The 21,060-nt window shown below is 67.1% G+C and carries 20 protein-coding genes; 12 read left to right on the top strand and 8 right to left on the bottom strand.

The features are described 5' to 3' along the window. Positions 1 to 199: 199 nt before the first annotated feature. Positions 200 to 961 (top strand): ABC transporter permease, encoded by a 762-nt coding sequence (locus J2739_RS08465; protein WP_309901094.1) that lies wholly within the window; start codon positions 200 to 202, stop codon positions 959 to 961. A 36-nt stretch (positions 962 to 997) separates the two neighbouring features. Here the strand turns inward: J2739_RS08465 and J2739_RS08470 are convergent, their stop codons facing one another. Together J2739_RS08470 and argE are read right to left on the bottom strand one after the other, a co-directional pair. Then, entirely contained in the window at positions 998 to 2,125 is a 1,128-nt protein-coding gene (locus J2739_RS08470) for a DUF445 domain-containing protein (protein WP_309900467.1), read from the bottom strand. 89 nt (positions 2,126 to 2,214) lie between these two features. Continuing rightward, positions 2,215 to 3,426, bottom strand: a complete 1,212-nt coding sequence (argE, locus tag J2739_RS08475; protein ID WP_309900470.1) for an acetylornithine deacetylase — start codon at positions 3,424 to 3,426, stop codon at positions 2,215 to 2,217. 180 nt (positions 3,427 to 3,606) lie between these two features. Here argE and J2739_RS08480 point away from each other — a divergent pair, with 180 nt between their 5' ends. Genes J2739_RS08480 through J2739_RS08490 form a run of 3 tightly spaced genes read left to right on the top strand, consistent with a single transcriptional unit; the run spans position 3,607 to position 7,108 of the window. Then, on the top strand, positions 3,607 to 4,740 hold the full coding sequence (locus J2739_RS08480; RefSeq protein ID WP_309901096.1) for a glycerophosphodiester phosphodiesterase: 1,134 nt from the start codon (positions 3,607 to 3,609) through the stop codon (positions 4,738 to 4,740). Between the two features lie 56 nt (positions 4,741 to 4,796). Further along, positions 4,797 to 6,011, top strand: a complete 1,215-nt coding sequence (locus J2739_RS08485) for a M20 aminoacylase family protein (protein WP_309900472.1) — start codon at positions 4,797 to 4,799, stop codon at positions 6,009 to 6,011. Next, positions 6,008 to 7,108 carry a M14 family metallopeptidase gene (locus J2739_RS08490; protein ID WP_309900474.1) on the top strand — a complete coding sequence of 367 codons (1,101 nt, stop codon included), beginning with the start codon at positions 6,008 to 6,010 and terminating at the stop codon, positions 7,106 to 7,108. The genes J2739_RS08485 and J2739_RS08490 overlap by 4 nt, the downstream gene beginning before the upstream one ends. Positions 7,109 to 7,114: 6 nt before the next feature. On the opposite strand, the gene J2739_RS08495 is transcribed toward J2739_RS08490, so the two are convergent. Then, positions 7,115 to 8,239: an ABC transporter substrate-binding protein gene (locus J2739_RS08495; protein ID WP_309900476.1), complete on the bottom strand. Its 1,125-nt coding sequence runs from the start codon at positions 8,237 to 8,239 to the stop codon at positions 7,115 to 7,117. A gap of 75 nt (positions 8,240 to 8,314) precedes the next feature. Between J2739_RS08495 and J2739_RS08500 the strand changes: the two genes are divergently transcribed. From J2739_RS08500 to J2739_RS08510, 3 genes are read left to right on the top strand one after another with little or no spacing between them, the layout of a single operon-like run. Then, positions 8,315 to 10,342: a molybdopterin-containing oxidoreductase family protein gene (locus tag J2739_RS08500; protein ID WP_309900478.1), complete on the top strand. Its 2,028-nt coding sequence runs from the start codon at positions 8,315 to 8,317 to the stop codon at positions 10,340 to 10,342. 12 nt (positions 10,343 to 10,354) lie between these two features. After that, positions 10,355 to 11,497, top strand: coding sequence for an aminopeptidase (locus J2739_RS08505; RefSeq protein ID WP_309900480.1), 1,143 nt, complete (start codon positions 10,355 to 10,357; stop codon positions 11,495 to 11,497). Further along, a complete protein-coding gene (locus J2739_RS08510) occupies positions 11,490 to 11,825 on the top strand; it encodes a polyhydroxyalkanoic acid system family protein (protein ID WP_309900482.1) in 336 nt (111 codons plus the stop codon). The genes J2739_RS08505 and J2739_RS08510 overlap by 8 nt, the downstream gene beginning before the upstream one ends. 34 nt (positions 11,826 to 11,859) lie before the next feature. Here the strand turns inward: J2739_RS08510 and J2739_RS08515 are convergent, their stop codons facing one another. The 4 genes from J2739_RS08515 to J2739_RS08530 form a co-directional block, all read right to left on the bottom strand. Then, on the bottom strand, positions 11,860 to 12,114 hold the full coding sequence (locus tag J2739_RS08515) for an acyl-CoA-binding protein (RefSeq protein WP_309900484.1): 255 nt from the start codon (positions 12,112 to 12,114) through the stop codon (positions 11,860 to 11,862). Positions 12,115 to 12,182: 68 nt separating this feature from the next. After that, positions 12,183 to 13,013, bottom strand: a complete 831-nt coding sequence (locus J2739_RS08520) for a tetratricopeptide repeat protein (protein WP_309900486.1) — start codon at positions 13,011 to 13,013, stop codon at positions 12,183 to 12,185. Between the two features lie 9 nt (positions 13,014 to 13,022). Then, entirely contained in the window at positions 13,023 to 13,697 is a 675-nt protein-coding gene (locus tag J2739_RS08525; protein WP_309900488.1) for a TetR/AcrR family transcriptional regulator, read from the bottom strand. Positions 13,698 to 13,811: 114 nt separating this feature from the next. Next, positions 13,812 to 14,315, bottom strand: a complete 504-nt coding sequence (locus J2739_RS08530) for a phasin family protein (protein WP_309900490.1) — start codon at positions 14,313 to 14,315, stop codon at positions 13,812 to 13,814. Between the two features lie 155 nt (positions 14,316 to 14,470). Between J2739_RS08530 and rfbB the strand changes: the two genes are divergently transcribed. Genes rfbB through J2739_RS08555 form a run of 5 tightly spaced genes read left to right on the top strand, consistent with a single transcriptional unit; the run spans position 14,471 to position 19,585 of the window. Further along, positions 14,471 to 15,532: a dTDP-glucose 4,6-dehydratase gene (gene rfbB / locus J2739_RS08535; RefSeq protein WP_309900492.1), complete on the top strand. Its 1,062-nt coding sequence runs from the start codon at positions 14,471 to 14,473 to the stop codon at positions 15,530 to 15,532. Beyond that, on the top strand, positions 15,529 to 16,419 hold the full coding sequence (rfbD, locus tag J2739_RS08540; RefSeq protein ID WP_309900494.1) for a dTDP-4-dehydrorhamnose reductase: 891 nt from the start codon (positions 15,529 to 15,531) through the stop codon (positions 16,417 to 16,419). Before rfbB ends, rfbD begins: the two co-directional genes overlap by 4 nt. A 22-nt stretch (positions 16,420 to 16,441) precedes the next feature. Further along, positions 16,442 to 17,329: a glucose-1-phosphate thymidylyltransferase RfbA gene (gene rfbA / locus J2739_RS08545; protein WP_309900496.1), complete on the top strand. Its 888-nt coding sequence runs from the start codon at positions 16,442 to 16,444 to the stop codon at positions 17,327 to 17,329. Then, entirely contained in the window at positions 17,326 to 17,874 is a 549-nt protein-coding gene (gene rfbC, locus J2739_RS08550) for a dTDP-4-dehydrorhamnose 3,5-epimerase (protein WP_309900498.1), read from the top strand. The genes rfbA and rfbC overlap by 4 nt, the downstream gene beginning before the upstream one ends. A 22-nt stretch (positions 17,875 to 17,896) precedes the next feature. Further along, positions 17,897 to 19,585, top strand: a complete 1,689-nt coding sequence (locus J2739_RS08555) for a hypothetical protein (protein ID WP_309900500.1) — start codon at positions 17,897 to 17,899, stop codon at positions 19,583 to 19,585. A gap of 49 nt (positions 19,586 to 19,634) precedes the next feature. Here the strand turns inward: J2739_RS08555 and J2739_RS08560 are convergent, their stop codons facing one another. Then, complete coding sequence (locus J2739_RS08560; protein WP_309900502.1) at positions 19,635 to 21,047, bottom strand: hypothetical protein; 1,413 nt, start codon at positions 21,045 to 21,047, stop codon at positions 19,635 to 19,637. Positions 21,048 to 21,060 lie beyond the last annotated feature (13 nt).

Raw genomic sequence — 21,060 nt, forward strand, 5'->3', positions numbered from 1 at the left:
AGGCCTTGTCTCTTCAGGCCGTCCAAGCCTGCGCAGGCAGGCTTGGAGCCGCGGCCCTCAGCCCTCACCGGGGCAACACCAGCGGCCCGGCAAAGCCGGTTCTGCGGTGTTCCCCGCAATTTGGAGCAAGTACGTGAGTGCCCTGATCAATGATGCACTGCCGGCCGCGCCTTCGGTGTGGCGACCGCCCGAGCTGTCGATGCGCTGGTGGCCGGTGTTCCTGCGCAACCTGCTGGTGTGGCGCAAGCTCGCGATCCCCAGCCTGATCGGCAACATCGCCGAGCCGCTGATCTGGCTGGTGGCCTTCGGCTACGGCATGGGAGCGCTGGTGGGGCAGGTGTCAGTGGAGGGCGTCCAGGTGCCCTACATCCTGTTCCTCGCCAGCGGCTCGATCTGCATGAGCTCGATGAACGCCGCCTCGTTCGAAGCGCTCTACTCGGCCTTCTCGCGCATGCACGTGCAGAAGACCTGGGACGGCATCATGAACGCGCCGGTGGGGCTCGACGACGTGGTGCTGGCGGAGATGCTGTGGGCCGCCTTCAAGGCCATCTTCACCACCACCGCGATCCTGTTCGTGATGCTGGGGCTGGGCATCAGCCACAGCCCGAAGCTGCTGGTCGCGTGGCTGGTGTTGGCGGGGGTGGGCGTGACCTTCTCGTGCATCGCGCTGATCTTCAATGCGCTGGCGAAGAGCTACGACTTCTTCACCTACTACTTCACCCTGTTCATGACGCCGATGATGTTCCTCTCGGGCGTGTTCTTTCCGCTGGAGCAGCTGCCGGAGGTGGTGCACCGGATCGCCGACTGGCTGCCGCTCGCGAATGCGGTGGCGCTGGTGCGGCCGCTGTTCATGGACCAGTGGCCGCAGGGGTGGTGGCGGCATGCCGTCGTCCTGGTGGGGTACACGGTGATTGCGTTCTGGGCGGCTCTGGCGTTGACGCGCAAGCGCTTCCGGGCCTGATCCTCGACGCGCTCCCTCCCTGTCCGGGGAATGAGCTCAGGCGAAGGCTTGCGTGAGGGTGTGAATGGCGAGGCCGACCAGCCCGCCCACCAGCGTCCCGTTGACCCGTATGAACTGCAGGTCCCGCCCGATGTGCTTCTCCAGCTCCACGCTCATCTCCTCGGCGTTCCATTGGCCGACGCGCTCGACGATGTAGCGGCGGATGTCTTCCCGGTAGCGTTCGATGGCCTTCGGTGCCGCATCCACGATCTGCTCGTTGATCCAGCGCCGCATCGCCGGGTCGGCCTCCAGGCGCGCGCCGAGCGTGCCGGCCATCGCGACGATGCGTTGCCGGATCGCCGAGTCGCTCTTCGCCAGGTCCTCGTGCAGCCAGCCCAGCAGCTCGCTCCACAGCCCATGCAGGTATTCGCCGATGGCCGGGTGCGCCTGCAGCTCCGCGCGGATGGCCTCGCCGCGGCGCTGGAACTCGGGGTCGGTCTTGAGCTTGCGGACGAACTCGTGCATGAAGGCATCGAAGCGCTGCCGCATCGGATGCGCGGGATCGCCGGCCATCTCGGCCACGGTGCGTGCGGCGGCCGCCACCACCTTGCGCGTGGCCAGCCGGGCCGTGACCTGGTCCAGGCCCACGTAGCGCAGCGCGCGGATTTCGCGCGCGATCGCCTCGGTGATCTGCACCTGCACTTCCTCGCCTTCGACCGCGGCCGCCACCTGCGCGAGCACGTCGTCCAGCAAGGCCTGGTGTCGCCCATGGGCGGTCAGCGCATCCAGGGCCTGCCCCGCCAGCCGCGCCATGTCGAGCTGCGCCAGGCCGGCTGCCGCCGCGCGGCCCAGGAATTCGCGCACGCGCGCATCGTCGAAGGCTGCCAGGCCGAAGCGCGCCGCGGCCACCAGGTGCCCGCCCAGCGTGGCGGCATGCGCGGGTTGCGCCAGCCAGTGGGCCAGCCGCGCGGCCGGATCGAGCTGCTCCAGCTTGGCCAGCACCTGCGGCGTGCTCAGGAAGTTGTTGCAGATGAAGCCGGCCAGCCGGGCGCCGATGCGGTCCTTGTTGGACGGGATGATTGCGGTGTGGGGGATGGGCAGCCCCATGGGGTGCCGGAACAGCGCGACCACCGCGAACCAGTCGGCGATCGCGCCCACCATCGCGGCTTCGGCGAAGGCCGCCACGTAGCCCCAGGCCGGATGCCGCGCCGCCAGCGCCGTCGCCGCCGCATACAGCAGGGCGGCGGCGCCGAGCAGGCCAAGGGCGATGCGCTTCAGCGGAGCTCCCGGACCGCTGCGAGCCCCTGCAGGAACTGCTCGCAGCGCGCGAGTTGGGCGAGCGTCACGTACTCGTCCGGCTGGTGCGCCTGGGTGATGCTGCCGGGGCCGCACACCACGGTCGGGATGCCGGCCTGCTTGAACAGGCCGGCCTCGGTGCCGAAGGCGACCAGCGTGGTGCCTGCTTCGCCCGCCAGTCGCTGCGCGAGGCGGGTGACCGGGTCGTCGGCCGTGGTGAGGAAACTGGGGATCTCGCAGATGGTCTCGAAGCTGAAGCCGGCCTCGGGTGCGATCTTCTTCATGCCGGCCTCGAGGCGGTTGGCATGCAGCAGGATCTCCTTTTGCATCTTCTGCGCGTCGGCCGTGGGCAGGTCGCGGAACTCGTAGCGGAACTCGGCGTCGCGCGGCACCACGTTGTCGGCAATGCCGCCGTGGAACTGGCCGACGCTGGCGGTGCTGTACGGCACGTCGAAGCCCGCATAGCGGGGCTCGTCGCGCTCGAAGCCCTCGGCCATGTCGCGCACCCTGCCGACCAGGCGCGCCGCCATCTCGATCGCGTTGACCGAGCGCGGCGTGAGCGAGGAATGCGCCTCCTTGCCGCGCACGCAGCAGCGGTAGCGGTAGACGCCCTTGTGCGCGATGGCGGGCACCATCATCGTCGGCTCGCCGACGATGCAGGCCAGCGGCCGGATGCCCTGGTCCTTCATGTCGGCGAGCAGTTCGCGCACGCCGAAGCAGCCCACCTCCTCGTCGTAGCTGAAGGCGAAGTGCACCGCGAAGGGGGAGTCGCTCTCGACGAAGCGCTCGGCGTTGGCCAGCGCGATCGCAATGAAGCTCTTCATGTCGGCCGAGCCGCGGCCGTAGAGGCGGGGCTCGACCTGCATCGCCTCGCCGTCGTGCTCGTCCTGCGGCCAGTCCTGGACGAGTGCCGACAGGGGGTCCACGCTCCAGGCCTGCCCGTCCCAGGGCACGGTGTCGGTGTGGCCCGAGACGATCACGCCGGCCGGCTTGCCCGCGCCCAGCGTGGCGAACAGGTTGGCCTTGGTCTTGTCGGCGTTGTAGGTGAGGCGGCTGCGCACGCCCAGGCCGGCCAGGTGGTCGCGCGCGAAGTCGATCAGCTCGAGGTTGCTGTGGGTGCTCACGGTGTTCATGCGCACCAGCGTCTGCGCGAACTCGAGGCTGCGGCTGGAGAGGGAAGCGGTCGGCATGCGGGCCATTTTGTCCCGGAAAGTCCTGCATCGGCGCGCTGCAATGCAGTCAAACTGTCACCCGGGCCGGCTAGGCTGCGCCTTTTTTTCAACCTGACGGAGAAGAAGACCTTGAAGCAATCCCAGACCGCGAAGTACGTGCTGACCGCCGCCGCTGCCTTCACCCTTGCCGCCTGCAGCATGCCCGGCGCGGGCCCGTCTGCCAGGCTGCCCACCCTCGACGGGCAGCCGCCGCTGGTGGTGGCGCACCGCGGCGCCTCCGGGTACCTGCCGGAGGAGACGCTGGAGGCCTATGCCCGGGCCATCGAGCTGGGCGCCGACGTGATCGAGATGGACCTGGTCTCCACCAAGGACGGCGTGCTGATCACCCGTCACGACCCCAACCTGGCGATCAGCACCGACGTGGCGAAGCACCCCGAGTTCGCGCAGCGCAAGAAGACCATCCAGGTCGACGGCGAGACCCAGACCGGCTGGTTCAGCAACGATTTCACCCTTGCCGAGATCAAGCGCCTGGGCGCCATCTCCACCGATGCCGAGCGGCCGCAGCAGTTCAACGGCCAGTACAAGGTGCCGACCTTCCAGGAGGTGATCGACCTGGCCAAGGCCAAGTCGCGCGAGACCGGCCGCACCATCGGCATCTACCCCGAGACCAAGAACCCGACCTACTTCCGCGACCTCGGAATGCCGATGGAGGACAAGCTGATCGCCCTGCTCGAGGCCGCTGGCTGGAACAGCCGCGGCGCGCCGGTGTTCGTGCAGTCCTTCGAGCCGGGCAGTCTCAAGTACATGAAGAGCAAGGGCCTGAAGACGCGGCTGGTCCAGCTGATCGACGGGGACGGCATCGACATGGCGACCGGCCGCATGACCTACGCTGTGCCGGTGGACCGGCCCTACGAGTGGACCAAGGCCGGCGATCGCCGCAACTTCGACGTGATGGTCACACCTGCCGGGCTCGCCGAGATCAAGACCTACGCCGATGCCATCGGCCCGTGGAAGCGCTACATCGTCAGCATCAAGGGCACGGTCGGCGCCGACGGCAAGCCGGTGGACGTCAACCGCGACGGCAAGGTCAACGATGCCGACGCCACCTCGATGGCCCCGACCAACCTGGTGGCCGAGGCGCACAAGGTGGGACTCCTGGTGCATCCCTTCACCTTCCGCAACGAGTCGCGCCGGCTGGCCTCCGACTACAAGGGTGACGCGGCGAACGAGTACCTGGCGTTCTACCGGCTCGGCGTCGACGGCGTGTTTACCGATTTCACCGACACCGCGCTGGCGGCGCGCAAGGCCTGGCTGAAGGAAAACGGGCGCTGATCTCGGGGGAGGCACGGGCTTTGCGGGCAATTCCCGCTCAGCCTAGACTCCTTTCCATGAAACTCATCGACTCCCTGGTCACCCAGGCGGCGGGCATCGCGTCCGTCCGGCGTGACCTGCACGCCCATCCCGAACTCTGCTTCCAGGAAGTGCGCACCGCCGACGTGGTGGCGGCCAAGCTCACCGAGTGGGGCATCCCCATCCACCGCGGCCTGGCGACCACCGGCGTGATCGGCATCGTGAAGAACGGCAGCAGCCCCCGCGCCGTCGGCCTGCGCGCCGACATGGATGCGCTGCCGGTCACCGAGCTCAACACCTTCGCCCACGCCAGCAAGCACCCCGGCAAGATGCACGCCTGCGGCCACGACGGCCACACCGCCATGCTGCTGGCGGCGGCCCAGCACCTGGCGAAGCACCGCAATTTCGACGGCACGGTCTACCTGATCTTCCAGCCGGCCGAGGAGGGCGGCGGCGGGGCGCGCGAGATGGTCAAGGAGGGCCTCTTCGAGCAGTTCCCGATGGAGGCCGTGTTCGGCATGCACAACTGGCCCGGCATGAAGGCCGGCCAGTTCGCCGTGAGCCCCGGGCCGGCGATGGCCTCGAGCAGCGAATTCACCATCACCATCCGAGGCAAGGGCGGCCACGCCGCGCTGCCGCACACCGGCATCGACCCGGTGCCGATCGCCTGCGAGATGGTGCAGGCCTTCCAGACCATCCTCACCCGCAACAAGAAGCCGACCGAGGCCGGTGTGATCTCGGTGACCATGATCCACGCCGGCGAGGCCAGCAACGTGATCCCCGACCGCTGCGAGCTCAAGGGCACGGTGCGCACCTTCACGTTGGAGGTGCTGGACCTGATCGAGGCGCGCATGAAGAAGATCGCCGAGCACGTGAGCGCGGCCCACGATGCCGGGTGCGACTTTTACTTCCACCGCAACTACCCGCCCACCATCAACACCGCGGCAGAGGCGAACTTCGCGCGCCGCGTGATGGCCGGCATCGTCGGCGAGCAGAACGTGCTGGTGCAGGAACCGGCCATGACGGCCGAAGACTTCGCCTTCATGCTGCAGGCCCGGCCCGGCGCCTACGCCTTCATCGGCAACGGCGACGGCAGCCACCGCGAGATGCACCATGGCGGCGGCCCCTGCATGCTGCACAACGCGAGCTACGACTTCAACGACGAGCTGATACCCCTGGGCGCGACCTGCTGGGTGCGGTTGGCCGAGGAGTTCCTGAAGAGCCCGACGCTCGTCGAAGGCAGCGCCGCATGATCGGCGTCGGCGAGGCCTTTGCATCGCGCTACGCACAGGCACGCAGCAAGTTTCTCCAGGGATGCGCCGAGGCAGGCCTGGCCGTGCAGTCCCATGTTCATCCGTTGCGGGGCCGCGATGGCGAGGCGCTGGCGATCGACGTGGCGCTCGATGGCGACGCGGATGCCGGCAAGCTGCTGATCGTGAGCAGCGGCTGCCATGGCGTGGAGGGGCACTGCGGCAGCGGCGTGCAGGTGTTCGCGCTGCACGACGCCGAGTGGCGCGAGAAGGCGCGGGACCAGGGCGTGGCGGTGCTCTACATCCATGCGCTCAACCCGCACGGCTTCTCGCACGGGCGGCGCGTCACGCACGAGAACGTGGACTTGAACCGCAACTTCCTCGACTTCTCGAAGCCGCTGCCGGTGAACGAGGCCTATGCCAGCCTGCATGCGCTCTTGCTGCCCGAGCAGTGGCCGCCCTCGGCAGCCAACCAGGCGGCCATCGACAGCCTCATCGCCCGCGAGGGCCTGGGCTTCTACCAGGCGGCCGTGTCACGCGGCCAGTACCAGTTTGCCGATGGCCTGTTCTATGGCGGCGACGCGCCGACGTGGAGCAACAGGACCGTGCGCGAGGTGCTTCGCAGCCACGCGGCGCCGGCGACTCGCCTGGGCTGGATCGACCTGCACACCGGGCTCGGCCCCAATGGCATCGGCGAGCGCATCTTCGCCGGCCGGGACGACAAGTCCGCCTATGCGCGGGCCAACGCCTGGTGGGGCAGCCCGGCGGCGCCGGTGACCTCGATGTACGACGGTTCGTCGACTTCAGCCTACCTGACCGGGCTGATGTGCTACGCGCTCGACGACGAATGCCCCCAGGCCGAGCACACCTCCATCGCGCTGGAGTACGGCACCGAGGCGATGCTGGAAGTCACGGCCGCGCTGCGCGGCGACCACTGGCTGCACTGCCATCCCGAAGCGCCCGCCGAGCTGGCCGAAGCGATTCACGCGCGCATGCTCGCGGCGTTCTACTGCGACACCGATGCCTGGCGCGGACAGGTGATCAGCCAGGCCAGGCAGGCGATGTTTCAGGCGGTCGACGGTCTTGCTTCGGGGAAGTGACTTTCCTCAAGTCCGGATCCGGCCGTCGGCGGTGATCATCGACAGCTCCACGAACTTCGACCCGACGTGGTTGCGCGGCGAGAAGGAAACTTCGAAGCCGCCGAACTGCTGCCGGTCGATGCTTTCCAGCCCCGCGATCAGGCTCTCGCGCGTGAGCTTGCCGGGCGCGCGGCGCAGGCCTTCGGTCAGCACTTTCGCGGCCAGGTAGCCCTCCATGCTCGAGAAGTTGGACTGGACCGTGCCGCCGCTCTTCTTCACCGCCTCGTTGAATTCGCGCGTGATGCCGTTCGCGGCGTAGTAGGGGGAGGGCACGACCTGGGTGACGACCACCCCGGCGCCGTCCTTGCCCAGTTCGTCGGCCAGGGCCTGCGTGCCGACGAAGGACACGTTGTAGAAGGTGCCGCCGTAGCCCGCCTTGCGTGCCTCGCGGATGAACGCGGCGCAGGACTTGTAGGCGCTGACCTGGACCACGGCGTCGGGCTTGGCGGCGACGATGGTCTTCACCGCCGCGGCGACGTCGACCGTGTTGCGCTCCACCGTGGCCAGGGCCGCCGGCTTCAGGTCGAGCTGCGAGAGCGCCAATGTCACGCCGTCCAGCCCGGCCTTGCCGTAGGCGTCGTTCTGGTAGAAGACCGCGATCTTCTTCAGGCCCAGGTGGGTGAGCTGCTTCACGATCAGCGCCGTCTCGTCGTTGTACGAGGCGCGCAGGTGGAACACGTTGCGATGGAAGGGCTCGCGCAGCGCCATGGCGCCGGTGAAGGGCGCGATGAAGGGCACCTTCGCATTCACCGCCAGCGGCAGGGCCGCCAGGCTGGTGGGGGTGCCGATGTAGCCGAAAAGCGCGAACGCCTCCTCGTCGATGAGCTTCTTGGTGTTGGCGGCGCAGCGCTCCGGCTCGTAGCCGTCGTCCAGGAACTTGATCCGGACGTCGCGGTGGCCCGGCATCGCGTTGTACTGGTCGAGGTATAGCTTGGCGCCCTGCTGGAACTGGATGCCCAACTGCGCCGCCGGCCCGGTGAAGGGCGCCGACTGGCCGAGCACGATGGGCGCTTCGCCCTGCGCTCTCGCCAGGCCGAAGCCGCCGAGTGCCGCGGCGCCTGCCGCGATCGAAAATTGCCTGCGTTGGATCATCGTGAAAACTCCAGAGCGCCGCTGCGGCGCAGAACTTAGACTTGACCGGTCCCTCTTGTTGCCCGGTCCATTCCCATGAACTCCCCGACCCAGGTGCTCGGCGCCTGTCCTCACGACTGCCCCGACACCTGCTCCCTCGTGACCACCGTGCAGGACGGCAAGGCCGTCAAGCTGCAGGGGAACCCGGCGCATCCGCATACGGCCGGCGTGCTCTGCACCAAGGTCTCGCGCTACATCGAACGCAACGACCACGCCGAGCGGCTGCTGCAGCCCCTCAGGCGGGTCGGTCCCAAGGGCAGCGGCCGCTTCGAGCCTGTAAGCTGGAATGCTGCACTCGACGACATCGCCGAGCGCTTGCATGTACTAAAAAGTAACAATCCGGAAACGATTGTGCCCTACAGCTACGCCGGAACCATGGGGCTGGTGCAGGGCGAATCGATGGACCGTCGTTTTTTTCACAAGCTCGGGGCTTCGCTGCTGGATCGCACCATCTGCTCGACGGCCGGCAGCGAAGCCCTGGGTTTCACCTTGGGTGGCAAGGTCGGCATGCGCGTGCAGTTCTTCGCCGAGGCGAAGCTGATCCTGATCTGGGGCAGCAACTCGATCGCGAGCAACCTGCATTTCTGGCGGCATGCGCAGGCGGCCAAGCGTGCCGGCGCCAGGCTGGTGTGCATCGATCCTCGCAAGACCGAGACCGCCGACAAGTGCGACGAGCACGTGGCGCTCCTGCCGGGCACCGATGCCGCGCTGGCCTTCGCCCTGATGCATGAGCTGATCGTCAACGGCTGGCTGGACGCCGACTACCTCGAGCGCTACACCTTGGGCTGGGAGCCGTTGCGCGAACGCGCGCTGCAATGGCCGCCGGCACGTGCGGCCGCCGTCTGCGGCGTGCCCGAGGCGCAGATCGTGGCACTGGCGCGCGCCTACGGCACCACGCGGCCGGCGGCGATCCGGCTCAACTACGGCATGCAGCGGGTGCGCGGCGGCGGCAATGCGGCGCGCGCCATCGCCTGCCTGCCCGCGCTGGTGGGCGCCTGGCGCGATCGCGCCGGCGGGCTGCTGCTGAGCAGCTCGGGCCAGTTCCCGGTGGACCGCGCCGCACTGCACAGGCCGGACCTGCTGGCCGGCCGGCGCCCGCGCACCATCAACATGAGCACCATCGGCGATGCCTTGCTCGACACCGCCCATCCGATCCGTGCGCTGGTGGTCTACAACAGCAACCCGGTCGCGGTCGCGCCGGACTCGGCGAAAGTGGTGGCCGGCTTCGCGCGCGAGGACCTGTTCACCGTGGTGCTGGAGCAGTTCCAGACCGACACCGCCGACTTTGCCGACTACGTGCTGCCGGCCACCACCCAGCTGGAGCACTGGGACATCCACACCAGCTATGGCCATACCGACGTGCTGCTGAACCGGCCGGCGCTGGCGCCGCGCGGGGAGGCGCGCAGCAATGCCTGGGTGTTCCGCGAGCTGGCGCGCCGCATGGGCTTCGACGAGCCCTGCTTCTCCGACGACGACGAGGCGCTGTGCCGCAGCGCCTTCGCGCCTGGCGCCATCGATGTCGAGGAACTGCAGGCGCAGGGCTTCAGCAGCCTCAAGCTGCCCGATGCACCCTTCGCCGAAGGCGGCTTCCCGACGCCCTCGGGCCGATGCGAGTTCTTCAGCGAACGCCTCGCGGCGCAGGGCCAGGACGGGCTGCCCGACCACCTGCCCAACTACGAGGCGGCCGGCAGCTCGACGGAGTTCCCGCTCGCGATGATCTCGCCACCGGCGCGCAACTTCCTCAACTCGAGCTTCGTCAACGTCAGGAGCCTGCGCGCGATCGAGGGCGAGCCGCTGCTGGAGATCCACGAGGACGACGCCGCCGCGCGCGGCATCGTCGATGGCGCGATGGTGCGCGTCTTCAACGGTCGCGGCGAGCACCGCTGCCGCGCCGAGGTCTCGCGCCGCGCCCGGCCCGGTGTAGTTCATGGGCTGGGCATCTGGTGGCGCAAGCTCGGGGCCGACGGCACCAATGTCAACCAGCTCACCAGCCAGCGCCTGACGGACATCGGCCGCGGGCCCACCTTCTACGATTGCCTGGTCGAGGTGGCTTTGGATGCCTGACGAGGGCGAGAGATGAGCCGCCGGCGCGTGGTCTTCGCCGCCTTGGCGGTCCTGGCGCTTGCGGGTTGCGCCGAGGTCGGCTATTACTGGCAGTCGGCCGCCGGCCACCTCGCGCTCATGCGCGCGGCGCGGCCGGTGCCGGAGGTGCTGCAGGACCCGGCCACCTCCGAGGCGCTCAAGGCCAAGCTGGAGCTCACGCAGCGCATCCGCCGCTTCGCGGTCGCCGAGCTCGGCCTGCCCGACAACCCGAGCTACAAGGCCTATGCCGACCTGCACCGGCCCGCGGCGATCTGGAACGTGGTGGCGGCGCCGCCCCATTCGCTCACCCTCAAGACCTGGTGCTTCCCGGTCGCCGGCTGCGTCGGCTACCGCGGCTATTACGACCAGGCCGCGGCCCGCGCCGAGGCGGCCGCGTTGAGCGCTCAGGGTCTGGAAGCGGCCGTGTACCCGGTTCCCGCCTATTCCACCCTGGGCTGGATGAACTGGGCCGGCGGCGACCCGCTGCTCTCCACCTTCATCGGCTACCCCGAGGGCGAACTCGCCCGCATCGTGTTCCACGAGCTCGCCCACCAGGTGCTCTACGTGCCGGGGGACACCACGTTCAACGAGTCCTACGCGACGGCGGTGGAGCGCATCGGCGGCGCTCGCTGGCTGCAGTCCCAGGCCAGCGAGGCGGCGCGGCTCGAGTACGCCCAGTTCGATGGCCGCCGCCAGCAGTTCCGCGCCCTCGCGGCGCATACGCGGCAGGTGCTTTCGGACATCTATGCCTCGAAGGAGGCGCAGGCCGGGGACTGGGCGGCGGTCGATGCGCGGAAGAAGGCCGCGATGGACGACTTCCGCCAGCGCTACGCCGCACTGCGCGCCGGCTGGAGCGGCCCCCGGCAGGGCGCCTACGATGCCTGGGTGGCGCGCGCCAACAACGCCCTGTTCGGCGCGCAGGCGGCCTACGATGAACTGGTGCCGGGCTTCGAGGCGCTGTTCGACCGCGAGGGCCGGAACTGGCCGCGCTTCTACGCGGCCGTCAAGCGCCTGGCCCGGCTGCCCAAAGACGAGAGAATGCAGGCGCTGGGAGCCGGGGATGCCGTGGCGCCCGCGGCCCGCAGGCCGACCGAAGAACCGAATCATCCAAGCCGACAGGGGGGGCCAGGTGCCTGAGATCCATATCGAACGCAGTCATCAACTCGGCATCGAGGCCGCGCGCACGATCGCGCGCAAGTGGGTCCGCCAGGTCGAGCGGGACTACGGCCTCGACTGCAGCTACGAGGAAGGCCCGGCACGCGACCTCGGCCATTTCAGCCGCACGGGCATTGAAGGCAGCGTCGAGGTCAGCGGCGACACCTTCAGGCTGCAGGCGACGCTGACCGGCCTGTTCGGAGGCTTCAGCGGGCCGATCGAGCAGCGCTTGCGGCAGAAGCTCGACGACCTGCTGAGCAGGCGCGGCGACGAAGACGAGAACGCCTACAACGACAACGATTGGCTGTAAGGCTCGTCCCGGGCGCATCGGCGGCGGTTGGCGCTCAGCGCAGCGACTCGATCAGGTCGATGTATTTCTGCTTGGCCTCGTCGGCCGAGAGGCCCTTCTGCGCGGTCCATGCCTCCCACTTGGCACGGGCGACGACGTCGCTGAAGCTGGGCTTCTTCTCGGTGTTGTCGCCCAGGGTCGCCTGCTTGAACAGGCCGTAGATCTTGAGCAGCGTCGGGTTGTCCGGACGCTCCGGGAGCAGCTTGGCGTTGGCTTGGGCGGCTTCGAAAAGCGCGTTCAGGTCGGACATGGTGGCGGCGATCGCGTGGCTGGGGCCTGCATCTTAAGTGACGACGCCGTTGATAAAGCGGCCGCGATTCAGTCGGACAGGCCGGCACGGGCCAGCTCGATGTCGAGCCGCTCCCGCGCGTCGAGCGGCTCGAGGGAGGCGGCCCGTTCGTAGAGCGCGGTGGCTTCGGCCGTGCGCGCTTCGCCTTCGAGCATCAGCAGGCCGCGGGCATATTCCATCAGTGCGCCGGGCGAGTTCGGGTGGAGTTCCAAGCCGTGCTGGAAGAGCGCCATCGCGGTTTCGGCCCGCACGCCATAGGTCATGCGCCCGACCAGTGCGCCCACCTTGTCGATCACTTCGGCATGGAAGGCGGCCAATGCCACGTGGGCGGCGGCGTGCCGCGGCTGCAGCTCGATCACGCGCTCGAGCGCACCCTTGACCTTGGAGCCCAGGCCCTGCGCCAGCGCCCTGGCCACGCTGATCCCCTGGCTGTAGCGGCCCAGCGCATAGGCCTGCCAGTACAAGGCCTGCCAGTTCTCCGGTTCCTCCTCGACCTGGGAGGCGGCGCGCTCGGCCACCTGCTTGAACAGCGCCTGCCGGCATGCCTCGCGCGGCTCCAGGTAATTGGCATAGATGGCCGTGGCCTGGTTCGCCAGCACCAGCCCTTCGCCGCCGATTCGCAGCCCGATATTGGCGGCCAGCTCGAATTCGCCGCTGTGGTAGAGCGCCCAGCCCTCGGCCAGCGGGCCGGGTGCCGGCGGCGGCATCCCGTGGCCGACATGCAGCCGTCGCCAGTGCTGCAGCACCGTCACGGCATCGAAGCGCGGCGCGTCGCGGTAGGGCATCGCAACCCAGGGTTCGGAGCCTGGCACGGTGTCCGCGGCCTGCAACGAGAAGGAGTGGAGGTCGGGATGGGCCATGCGCGATGTTCAGACGGTTGCCGGTTGATCTTCGCCGCTGTAGGCATTGCTGAGTGTCAGCAAATGCCGCCGTTGTTCAGCGGCGAGGTAGGGCGCGAGCAGATGCAGCGTGTGGCGCGCGCCGCGCAGCAGGGCCCCCTGGGCATGGCCCGGCTCCAGCGCCTCCCGCGGATTGCGCACGTACTCGAAACTCAGCCAGTAGGTCAGCACCACCACCATGCTCTGCGCCAGCGGGTCCACCTCGCGCGCGTCGATGTCCAGGTGGCCGGCCCGGCTCAGTCCGGCGAGCAGGGTCCGGATGGCGCGTGCCTTGTTCTGCAGCACCAGCTTGAACTGAGTTTCCAGATGCCGGTTCTTGGACAGCAGGTCGTTGAGGTCGCGGTAAAGAAAGCGGTAGCGCCAGATCAGCTCGAACAGGCTGTGCATGAAGAACCAGGCGTCTTCCACGTCGTGCACGCCTTCGCTCGCGTGCAGCAGCTCGTTGAGCTCGGTCTCGTAGCTCTCGTAGAGCCGGTTGATCAGCTCGTCCTTGGCGGGGTAGTGGTAGTAAAGATTGCCGGGGCTGATGTTGAGCTCGCCCGCCACCAGCGTGGTCGAGACGTTCGGCTCCCCGAACCGGTTGAACAGGTCCAATGCGGCTTCGAGGATGCGTTGCGCAGTGCGGCGTGGCGCCTTCTTGGCCATGTACTCGTAGCCCCCGGGGTTTGTCTCTGGAGGCCACTCTAGCGCAACTCCCGGGCCATGGGGCGATTGCTGCGCTGCGGCGAGAACGCTGGCGGCCTGCCGGGCCGCAAGGGTTCAAGCGTCGCCGCTCGGCTTGCGTCGCCGCGAAGGCTTGGCCGCGGCCTCGGCCGGATGGCGGGCAGCCGTCTTGCGCGGCGTGCGTGCCGGGCGCCCGGCATGCGCGGTGCCGTCCTTGTGCTTGAGCTGGGCTTCGAGCGCCTGGACGCGCGCCTGCAGCGCCGCGACCTCCTCCGCCGAGGGAATGCCGAGCTTTTCGAGCGCGCGGGCAACGCGGTCCTCGAAGATGGATTCCAGCTTGCCCCAGCCGCCCGCTGCCCGGTTTCCGAATTCGCTCGCGAAGCCGCTCATCCGGGCCTGAGCCTGGGCCATGGTTTCCTCCGCCGCGCGCTGGGTCTTCTTCTGGACGCCGAGCCCGTCCTTCACCAGCGCTTCGAAGGCCTTGCTGCCTTCCTGCTGCATCTTGGCGAAGGCACCCAGGCCGGCGAGCCAGATTTGCTGGGCGGAATCCTTGATGCGGTCGGCTTTGTCTTCCGGCTTTTCATCATCCTTGGTGGCCATGGTCTTTCCTCGATAACTACATCGGCAGCACTCTAGCTGCGCTTCAGTCCATCTGTTAGTGGCCGGTCTCTAGCAGCCTCTCGATACATCGGCAATGGGATAATCGCAGGTCGACCGCCTCCTGGCGGTTTTTTTCCACAACAAGGAAAGACCTCATGATCCTGGTCACCGGCGGCGCCGGCTTCATCGGCGCCAACTTTGTCCTCGACTGGCTGGCGCAAAGCGATGAGCCCGTCGTCAACCTCGACAAGCTGACTTACGCCGGCAACCTCGAGACGCTGGCCTCGCTCGCGAACAACCCGAAGCACGTCTTCGTGCAAGGCGACATCGGCGACAGCGCCCTGGTCGACCGGCTGCTGGCCGAGCACCAGCCGCGCGCAGTGCTCAACTTCGCGGCGGAGTCGCATGTGGACCGCTCGATCCACGGGCCCGAGGACTTCGTCCAAACCAACGTGCTGGGCACCTTCCGCCTGCTCGAATCGGTCCGGGGCTACTGGGGCGCCTTGCCCGCCGAACAGAAAACCGCCTTCCGCTTGCTGCATGTGTCGACCGACGAGGTCTACGGATCGCTCTCCGCCAGCGATCCCGCCTTCACCGAAGAGAACAAGTACGAGCCCAACAGCCCCTACTCGGCCAGCAAGGCCGCCAGCGACCACCTGGTGCGCGCCTGGCACCACACCTACGGTCTGCCGGTGCTCACCACCAATTGCTCGAACAACTACGGCCCCTTCCATTTCCCCGAGAAGCTGATCCCGTTGATGATCGTCAACGCAATGGCCGGCAAGCCCCTGCCCGTGTACGGCGACGGCATGCAGGTGCGCGACTGGCTTTACGTGAAGGACCACTGCAGCGCCATCCGCCGCGTGCTCGAGGCCGGGCGGCTCGGCGAGACCTACAACGTCGGCGGCTGGAACGAGAAGCCCAACATCGAGATCGTCCACACCGTCTGCGCGCTGCTCGACCAATTGCGCCCGCGCGCGGACGGCCGCAGCTACAAGGAGCAGATCAGCTTCGTGACCGACCGCCCCGGCCACGACCGGCGCTACGCCATCGACGCGCGCAAGCTCGAGCGCGAGCTCGGCTGGAAGCCGGCCGAGACCTTCGACAGCGGTATCCGCAAGACCGTCGAGTGGTACCTGGACAACGCGGCGTGGGTGCGCAACGTGCAAAGCGGCGCCTACCGCGACTGGGTGAAGAAGCAGTACGAGGCCGCATGAAGCTATTGCTGCTCGGCAAGACGGGGCAGGTGGGATGGGAGCTGCAGCGCAGCCTGGCGCCGCTCGGCGAACTGGTCGCGCTGGACGCCAGGAGCACCGAATTCCCTGCGGACTTTCGCCATCCCGAACGCGTGGCGCAGACGGTGCTGGCCCTGCAGCCTGACGTGATCGTCAATGCTGCCGCCCACACCGCCGTCGACAAGGCCGAGAGCGAGCCCGAGCTCGCGCGCACGCTGAACGCGACCACGCCCGGCGCCATCGCGCAGGCGGCCCGGCAGATCGGCGCGCTGATGGTGCATTACTCCACCGACTACGTGTTCGACGGCGGCGGCGAGCGGCCCTGGCAGGAAGACGATGCCACCGGTCCCCTCAGCGTGTACGGCCGCACCAAGCTGGAGGGCGAGCAGCTGATCGTCGCGCAGGGCCCGAAGCACCTGATCTTCCGCACCAGCTGGGTCTATGCCGCGCGCGGCGGCAACTTCGCCAAGACCATGCTGCGCCTGGCCAGGGAGCGCGACCGGCTGACCGTGATCGACGACCAGTTCGGCGCGCCGACCGGCGCCGAGCTCCTGGCGGACGTGACGGCCCATGCGATCCGCGACACGCTGCGCGATCCGGCCAAGGCGGGGCTCTATCACCTCGCAGCCGGTGGCGAGACCACCTGGCACGGCTACGCGCGCTTCGTGCTCGAGCAGGCCGAGGCGGCCGGCGTCGCGCTGAAGGCCGGGCCCGCCATGGTCGACCCGGTGCCGACCCGCGCGTTTCCGACCCCGGCTGCGCGGCCGCACAATTCGCGCCTGAATACCCTCAAGCTGCGGTCCGCCTTCGGCCTCAGCCTGCCGTCCTGGCAGACCGGCGTCGCGCGCATGCTGCACGAGACGCTCTGACCCACAACCGGAACAAGAATCCATGACGCAACGCAAAGGCATCATCCTCGCCGGCGGCTCCGGCACACGCCTGCATCCCGCCACGCTGGCGCTCAGCAAGCAGCTGCTGCCCGTGTACGACAAGCCGATGATCTACTACCCCCTCAGCACCCTGATGCTCGGCGGCATGCGCGACATCCTGGTCATCAGCACGCCGCAGGACACGCCGCGCTTCCAGCAGCTGCTGGGCGATGGGAGCCAGTGGGGGATCCACATTCAGTATGCGGTGCAGCCGAGTCCGGATGGCTTGGCGCAGGCTTTCATCATCGGCGACAAGTTCGTGGGAAATGCGCCGAGCGCGCTGGTGCTGGGGGACAACATTTTCTATGGACACGACCTCGTGCCGCTGCTCTCCGCGGCGGATGCCAAGGAGAAAGGCGCCACTGTTTTCGCGTACCACGTGCACGACCCGGAGCGCTATGGCGTGGTCGCCTTCGATGCGAAAGGCAAGGCCAGCAGCATAGAAGAGAAGCCGGACAAGCCCAAGAGCAGCTATGCGGTGACGGGGCTGTACTTCTACGACAACCAGGTCGTCGACATTGCCAAGGCGGTGAAGCCCAGCGCGCGGGGCGAGCTGGAGATCACCGCGGTCAACCAGGCCTACCTGGAACGCGGCGAACTCAACGTGCAGATCATGCAGCGCGGCTACGCCTGGCTGGACACCGGCACGCACGAAAGCCTGCTCGAGGCCGGGCAGTTCATCGCGACGCTGGAGCACCGGCAGGGGCTCAAGATCGCGTGCCCCGAGGAAATTGCGTGGCGCAATGGATTCATCACCACCGACCAGCTCGCGGTGCTGGCGAAGCCGTTGGAGAAGAGCGGGTATGGCAAGTATCTGAATCGTCTGATGACCGACGAGGTGCACTCGTGAAGGTCACGCCGACTGCGATTCCCGATGTGCTCGTGATCGAGCCAAAGGTGTTCGGCGATGCGCGCGGGTTTTTCTACGAGAGCTTCAACAACAAAGCCTTTGACGAGGCGGTGGGTCGCCACGTGGAGTTCGTGCAGGACAACCATTCGCGATCGGTCAAGGGCGTGCTGCGCGGGCTGCACTACCAGATCCAGCAGCCGCAAGGGAAGCTGGTGCGCGTGGTGCGTGGCGCGGTGTTCGATGTGGCGGTGGATATTCGAAAGTCCTCGCCGACCTTCGGGCAGTGGGCGGGGGTGGAGCTCACGGAAGAGAATCACAAGCAGCTGTGGGTGCCTGAAGGCTTTGCGCATGGGTTCCTGGTGGTGAGCGAGTCGGCGGACTTCTTGTACAAGACGACGGACTACTATGCGCCGGCGCATGAGCGGTGCATCAGATGGGATGACGAGCGCTTGAACATCCGCTGGCCTGACCTCGGCGTGGCGCCGCAATTGTCGGCAAAGGACCAGGCGGGCGCTGCTCTCGCCGAGGCCCAGCTCTTTGCCTGAGACAAGGCCAAGGTCAGCGGCGTTGCCGCCGCTCGTGCTGGGACTCTGCGTCGCGGCACTCGTCTTTCGCATCACTCTCGGCGTCGACTTGAGCGATGAGTCCTACTACGCCGCCTTCGTCGACGGATGGTTGAAGCGGGGCGTGGGGGACTCCCCTTTCCTCATGATCCACCAAACCGCCGATCTCCTCGTGTACCCGCTGGCACTCCTCTATCGCGAGGTGCGGGGCGATGCGGACGGGCTTGTTCTGTTCCTGCGGAGTGTCTATCTGGCCATCTCCGTGCTCTCCGCGACATGCCTGTACCGAGCGATCGTGCCCTGTTGGGGCAGGACGGAAGGCACCTTGGTCGCTGCGTTCGCGCTTCTGTTCGTCCCCTTCGGCCTGCCGGCCCCTTCGTACAACACGCTGGGTATGTGCTCGCTCGTCGGGGCCCTGTCACTGTTTGCGGTCGGGATGGGGCGTTCGCCGTCGGAGCGCAGTCCTGCCGGGGGCTGGCTCGCTCCTTCACTGTGGCTCTCGGCCGTTTGGTGGGCCATCGCATGCACCGCTTATCCCCCTTTGCTGGTGCCGCTGACCGCCCTCGTTCTTCTTACGCTGGCTGCCTTACGAGCGCCGGCCGAGCGATTGCTCGTGACCCGCTATGCGACTGCGTGCGCTTCGCTTCTTTCCGTGGCACTGATCGCGCTCTGCTGGGTGCTGGGACCCGCGCGGCTGCTAGAGATGGTGCGGTTCACCAATGCATTCAACAATGTTTCCGGCGGCCTGAGCGGCAAGTTGGGCTTGGCCTTGGATGCATTCGCGGCACATCGGAACTTTGCGCTGATGTGCCTGGCGGCCGTGGCACTCGCAGCCGCTCGATGCCTGAACACTCCGCGGTTTCAACTGCTTGGCGATATGGCGCTGGGGCTGCTCGTCTTGGGGGTGGCCGCATCGGACGCACCGACGTTCTTCAGCCGCGCACACGACCTTGTGGTCTTGCTCTCCTTGACCGGCGTTTTCGCAGCGGCCCGCATCCTGCTCTCACCCGCTGCAGACAAGCGCCCTTGCGTCATCGCCATCGTCTATGGAGCCAGCTTTGTCGGTGGGTTCACCACCGCTGCCATGGCATTCAACGGCTTGTTCAATTTTCCCATCGGCGGCTTCCTGGCTTCTTGTCTCGCGTTGGTGTTGCCCAGATCGGCGACTGCATATTCCCGTGTTTCGCGGCGGGTGGTCATGGCGATCGCATGTGCGACGATGGCAACGGCGACGTTCAGCCACTACTATGGGCAGATCGGCGGATTCACGTACCGGGATTCGGTCCGCGTGCCTGGCGGCGCCTTCGCCGGGCTTCGTACCGATCCAGACCAGGCGAGTTTCATTGCCCAGATGACTGAAGCCATCGAGCGGCAGCGCGGTTGCGGGAACAAGCTTGCAGTGCTCGGTACAGGGCCTGGTTTTTATCTCATGACGGGCATGTCGCCCAGCGCTCTATCGACCTGGAACTACCCCGGTGACGAGCAGAACTACGCAACGAATGCAGTGAAGTCGTTCTATGGCATCCCGGCGAACCAGCCGGATGTGCTGGTGGTCAACAACTGGCAGTGGGCAACGCCATTGTCAGCGGCAGACCGCGCACTGTTGGACAACTACATGCCTGTCCAAAACGTCGTCGTCGGCTTGCGCAAGGCTTCCGTCTACCGACGACGCGACTGCACTTCGCAGCGATAGGCCGGCGAGGCACTCCGCCAGGCAAGCCACCGTCTCGCCGAGAATTCGCTCACGGTTCCTTGAGGCATGCCACCGGGACGATGGCAAAGGTGGCGCTTTCCGCAAACCGCTCTTTGCATGCCGCGTCGAGTTGAGGCGAGCGCTTCACCATCACGAACGCGGCGATATCGACCGCCTTGGTCTGTCGCTGCAGCCAGGCGATTCCCTTGGCATCGAATGGAAATTCGAAAGAAGTGAAGGAAACGAGGCCATCGACGAAATCCGAATGAAATTCCGCCAACGTGGTTCCGGGCTGGTACGCAGGCCATCGAAACTGCGCCGCATTGTTCGCATAGTTGATCGCGTCCACGATGGGACGCACGGGCGTCGTGAACGAGTGGAGTATCACGAGTGATGCAAGTCCTGCAGCGATCGGCGACAACAACTGCGCGGAGACAAGTCCCTGGCGAAGATGAATGCGCAAGGCCACCAGCCTCGCGGCGTTCATGGCCCCCAGAGTCACAATGAGGAACATGTGCTTCTTGACCGCGTACAGCGAGCCATCGTGATTCAATTTCCAGGCAACGAACTGCAGCAGGGCCATGCTGCTCGCGGCGATCACGGCCGATCCGAGCACAGCGTCAGTGAAGTCTGCCGTCTTCGCCAGCCATCGCCAAAGGTTCAGTGCGCCGATCGCGGCAGATGCAGAAGTGACGAGCATCAGATCCGAATAGCCGAGATTGAGCCCACCGTTGTTGGCCGAGATCATCCGCATCACCTGGAAAGCAGGGTGAATCGCGACGACGACCACGCCCGCGGCCAGGACACCCAGCAATGCAAGGACGCACCATTTGAGCGAGCTCGCTCTGGCGCGCCACAGGGCGAGGCACTCGAGCGCCAGCAATACGGCGCCGGCAGCGAATATGTGAAGCGCCACCAAAGGCTGGATCCACATGGTCGCCACACCGGCACTCACGACGATGATGGTGCGCTCCAGAATGGTCGAACTCCTCGTCAGCCAGAGAAGCGTTCCGAGATAGACGACGTCCGCGACCAACTGAGGGTAGAAGTAATTCTCGATGACCTCCCACCCGATCAGGGAGCGCGACCGGATCAAGGCAACGAAGAAGATGCCGAAGACGATGATCGCGATGGGCTTGTGCGCTCCCACCAATCGTGCAATCAGGAGGTAGGAAAGGAAGACGGCCGAGATGGTCACCAGCGTGATGGCCACCAGGCCCGACCCGCCGATCCAACCAATGACTGCTGCCATCCAGTGCGACGCCGGAGGATAGATCGCCATCGTCGTGATGTTCGGGATCGGCGGCGGCCGGATGGTGCCGTGCTTCATGATCTCGTCGACCAGGAAATAGTGCTGGGCCAGATCGAAGCTGAGCGACTGAATATACGGCGCGAACCGAAAGCACAATGCCAGGAGAATGGCAAGTGGAAAGACCACGTGGAGAACGACGGGGCGCTGCATCGCGAACGCGCCT

The organism is Variovorax soli (assembly GCF_031454625.1).
Classification (GTDB): Bacteria; Pseudomonadota; Gammaproteobacteria; order Burkholderiales; family Burkholderiaceae_C; genus Variovorax; species Variovorax soli_A.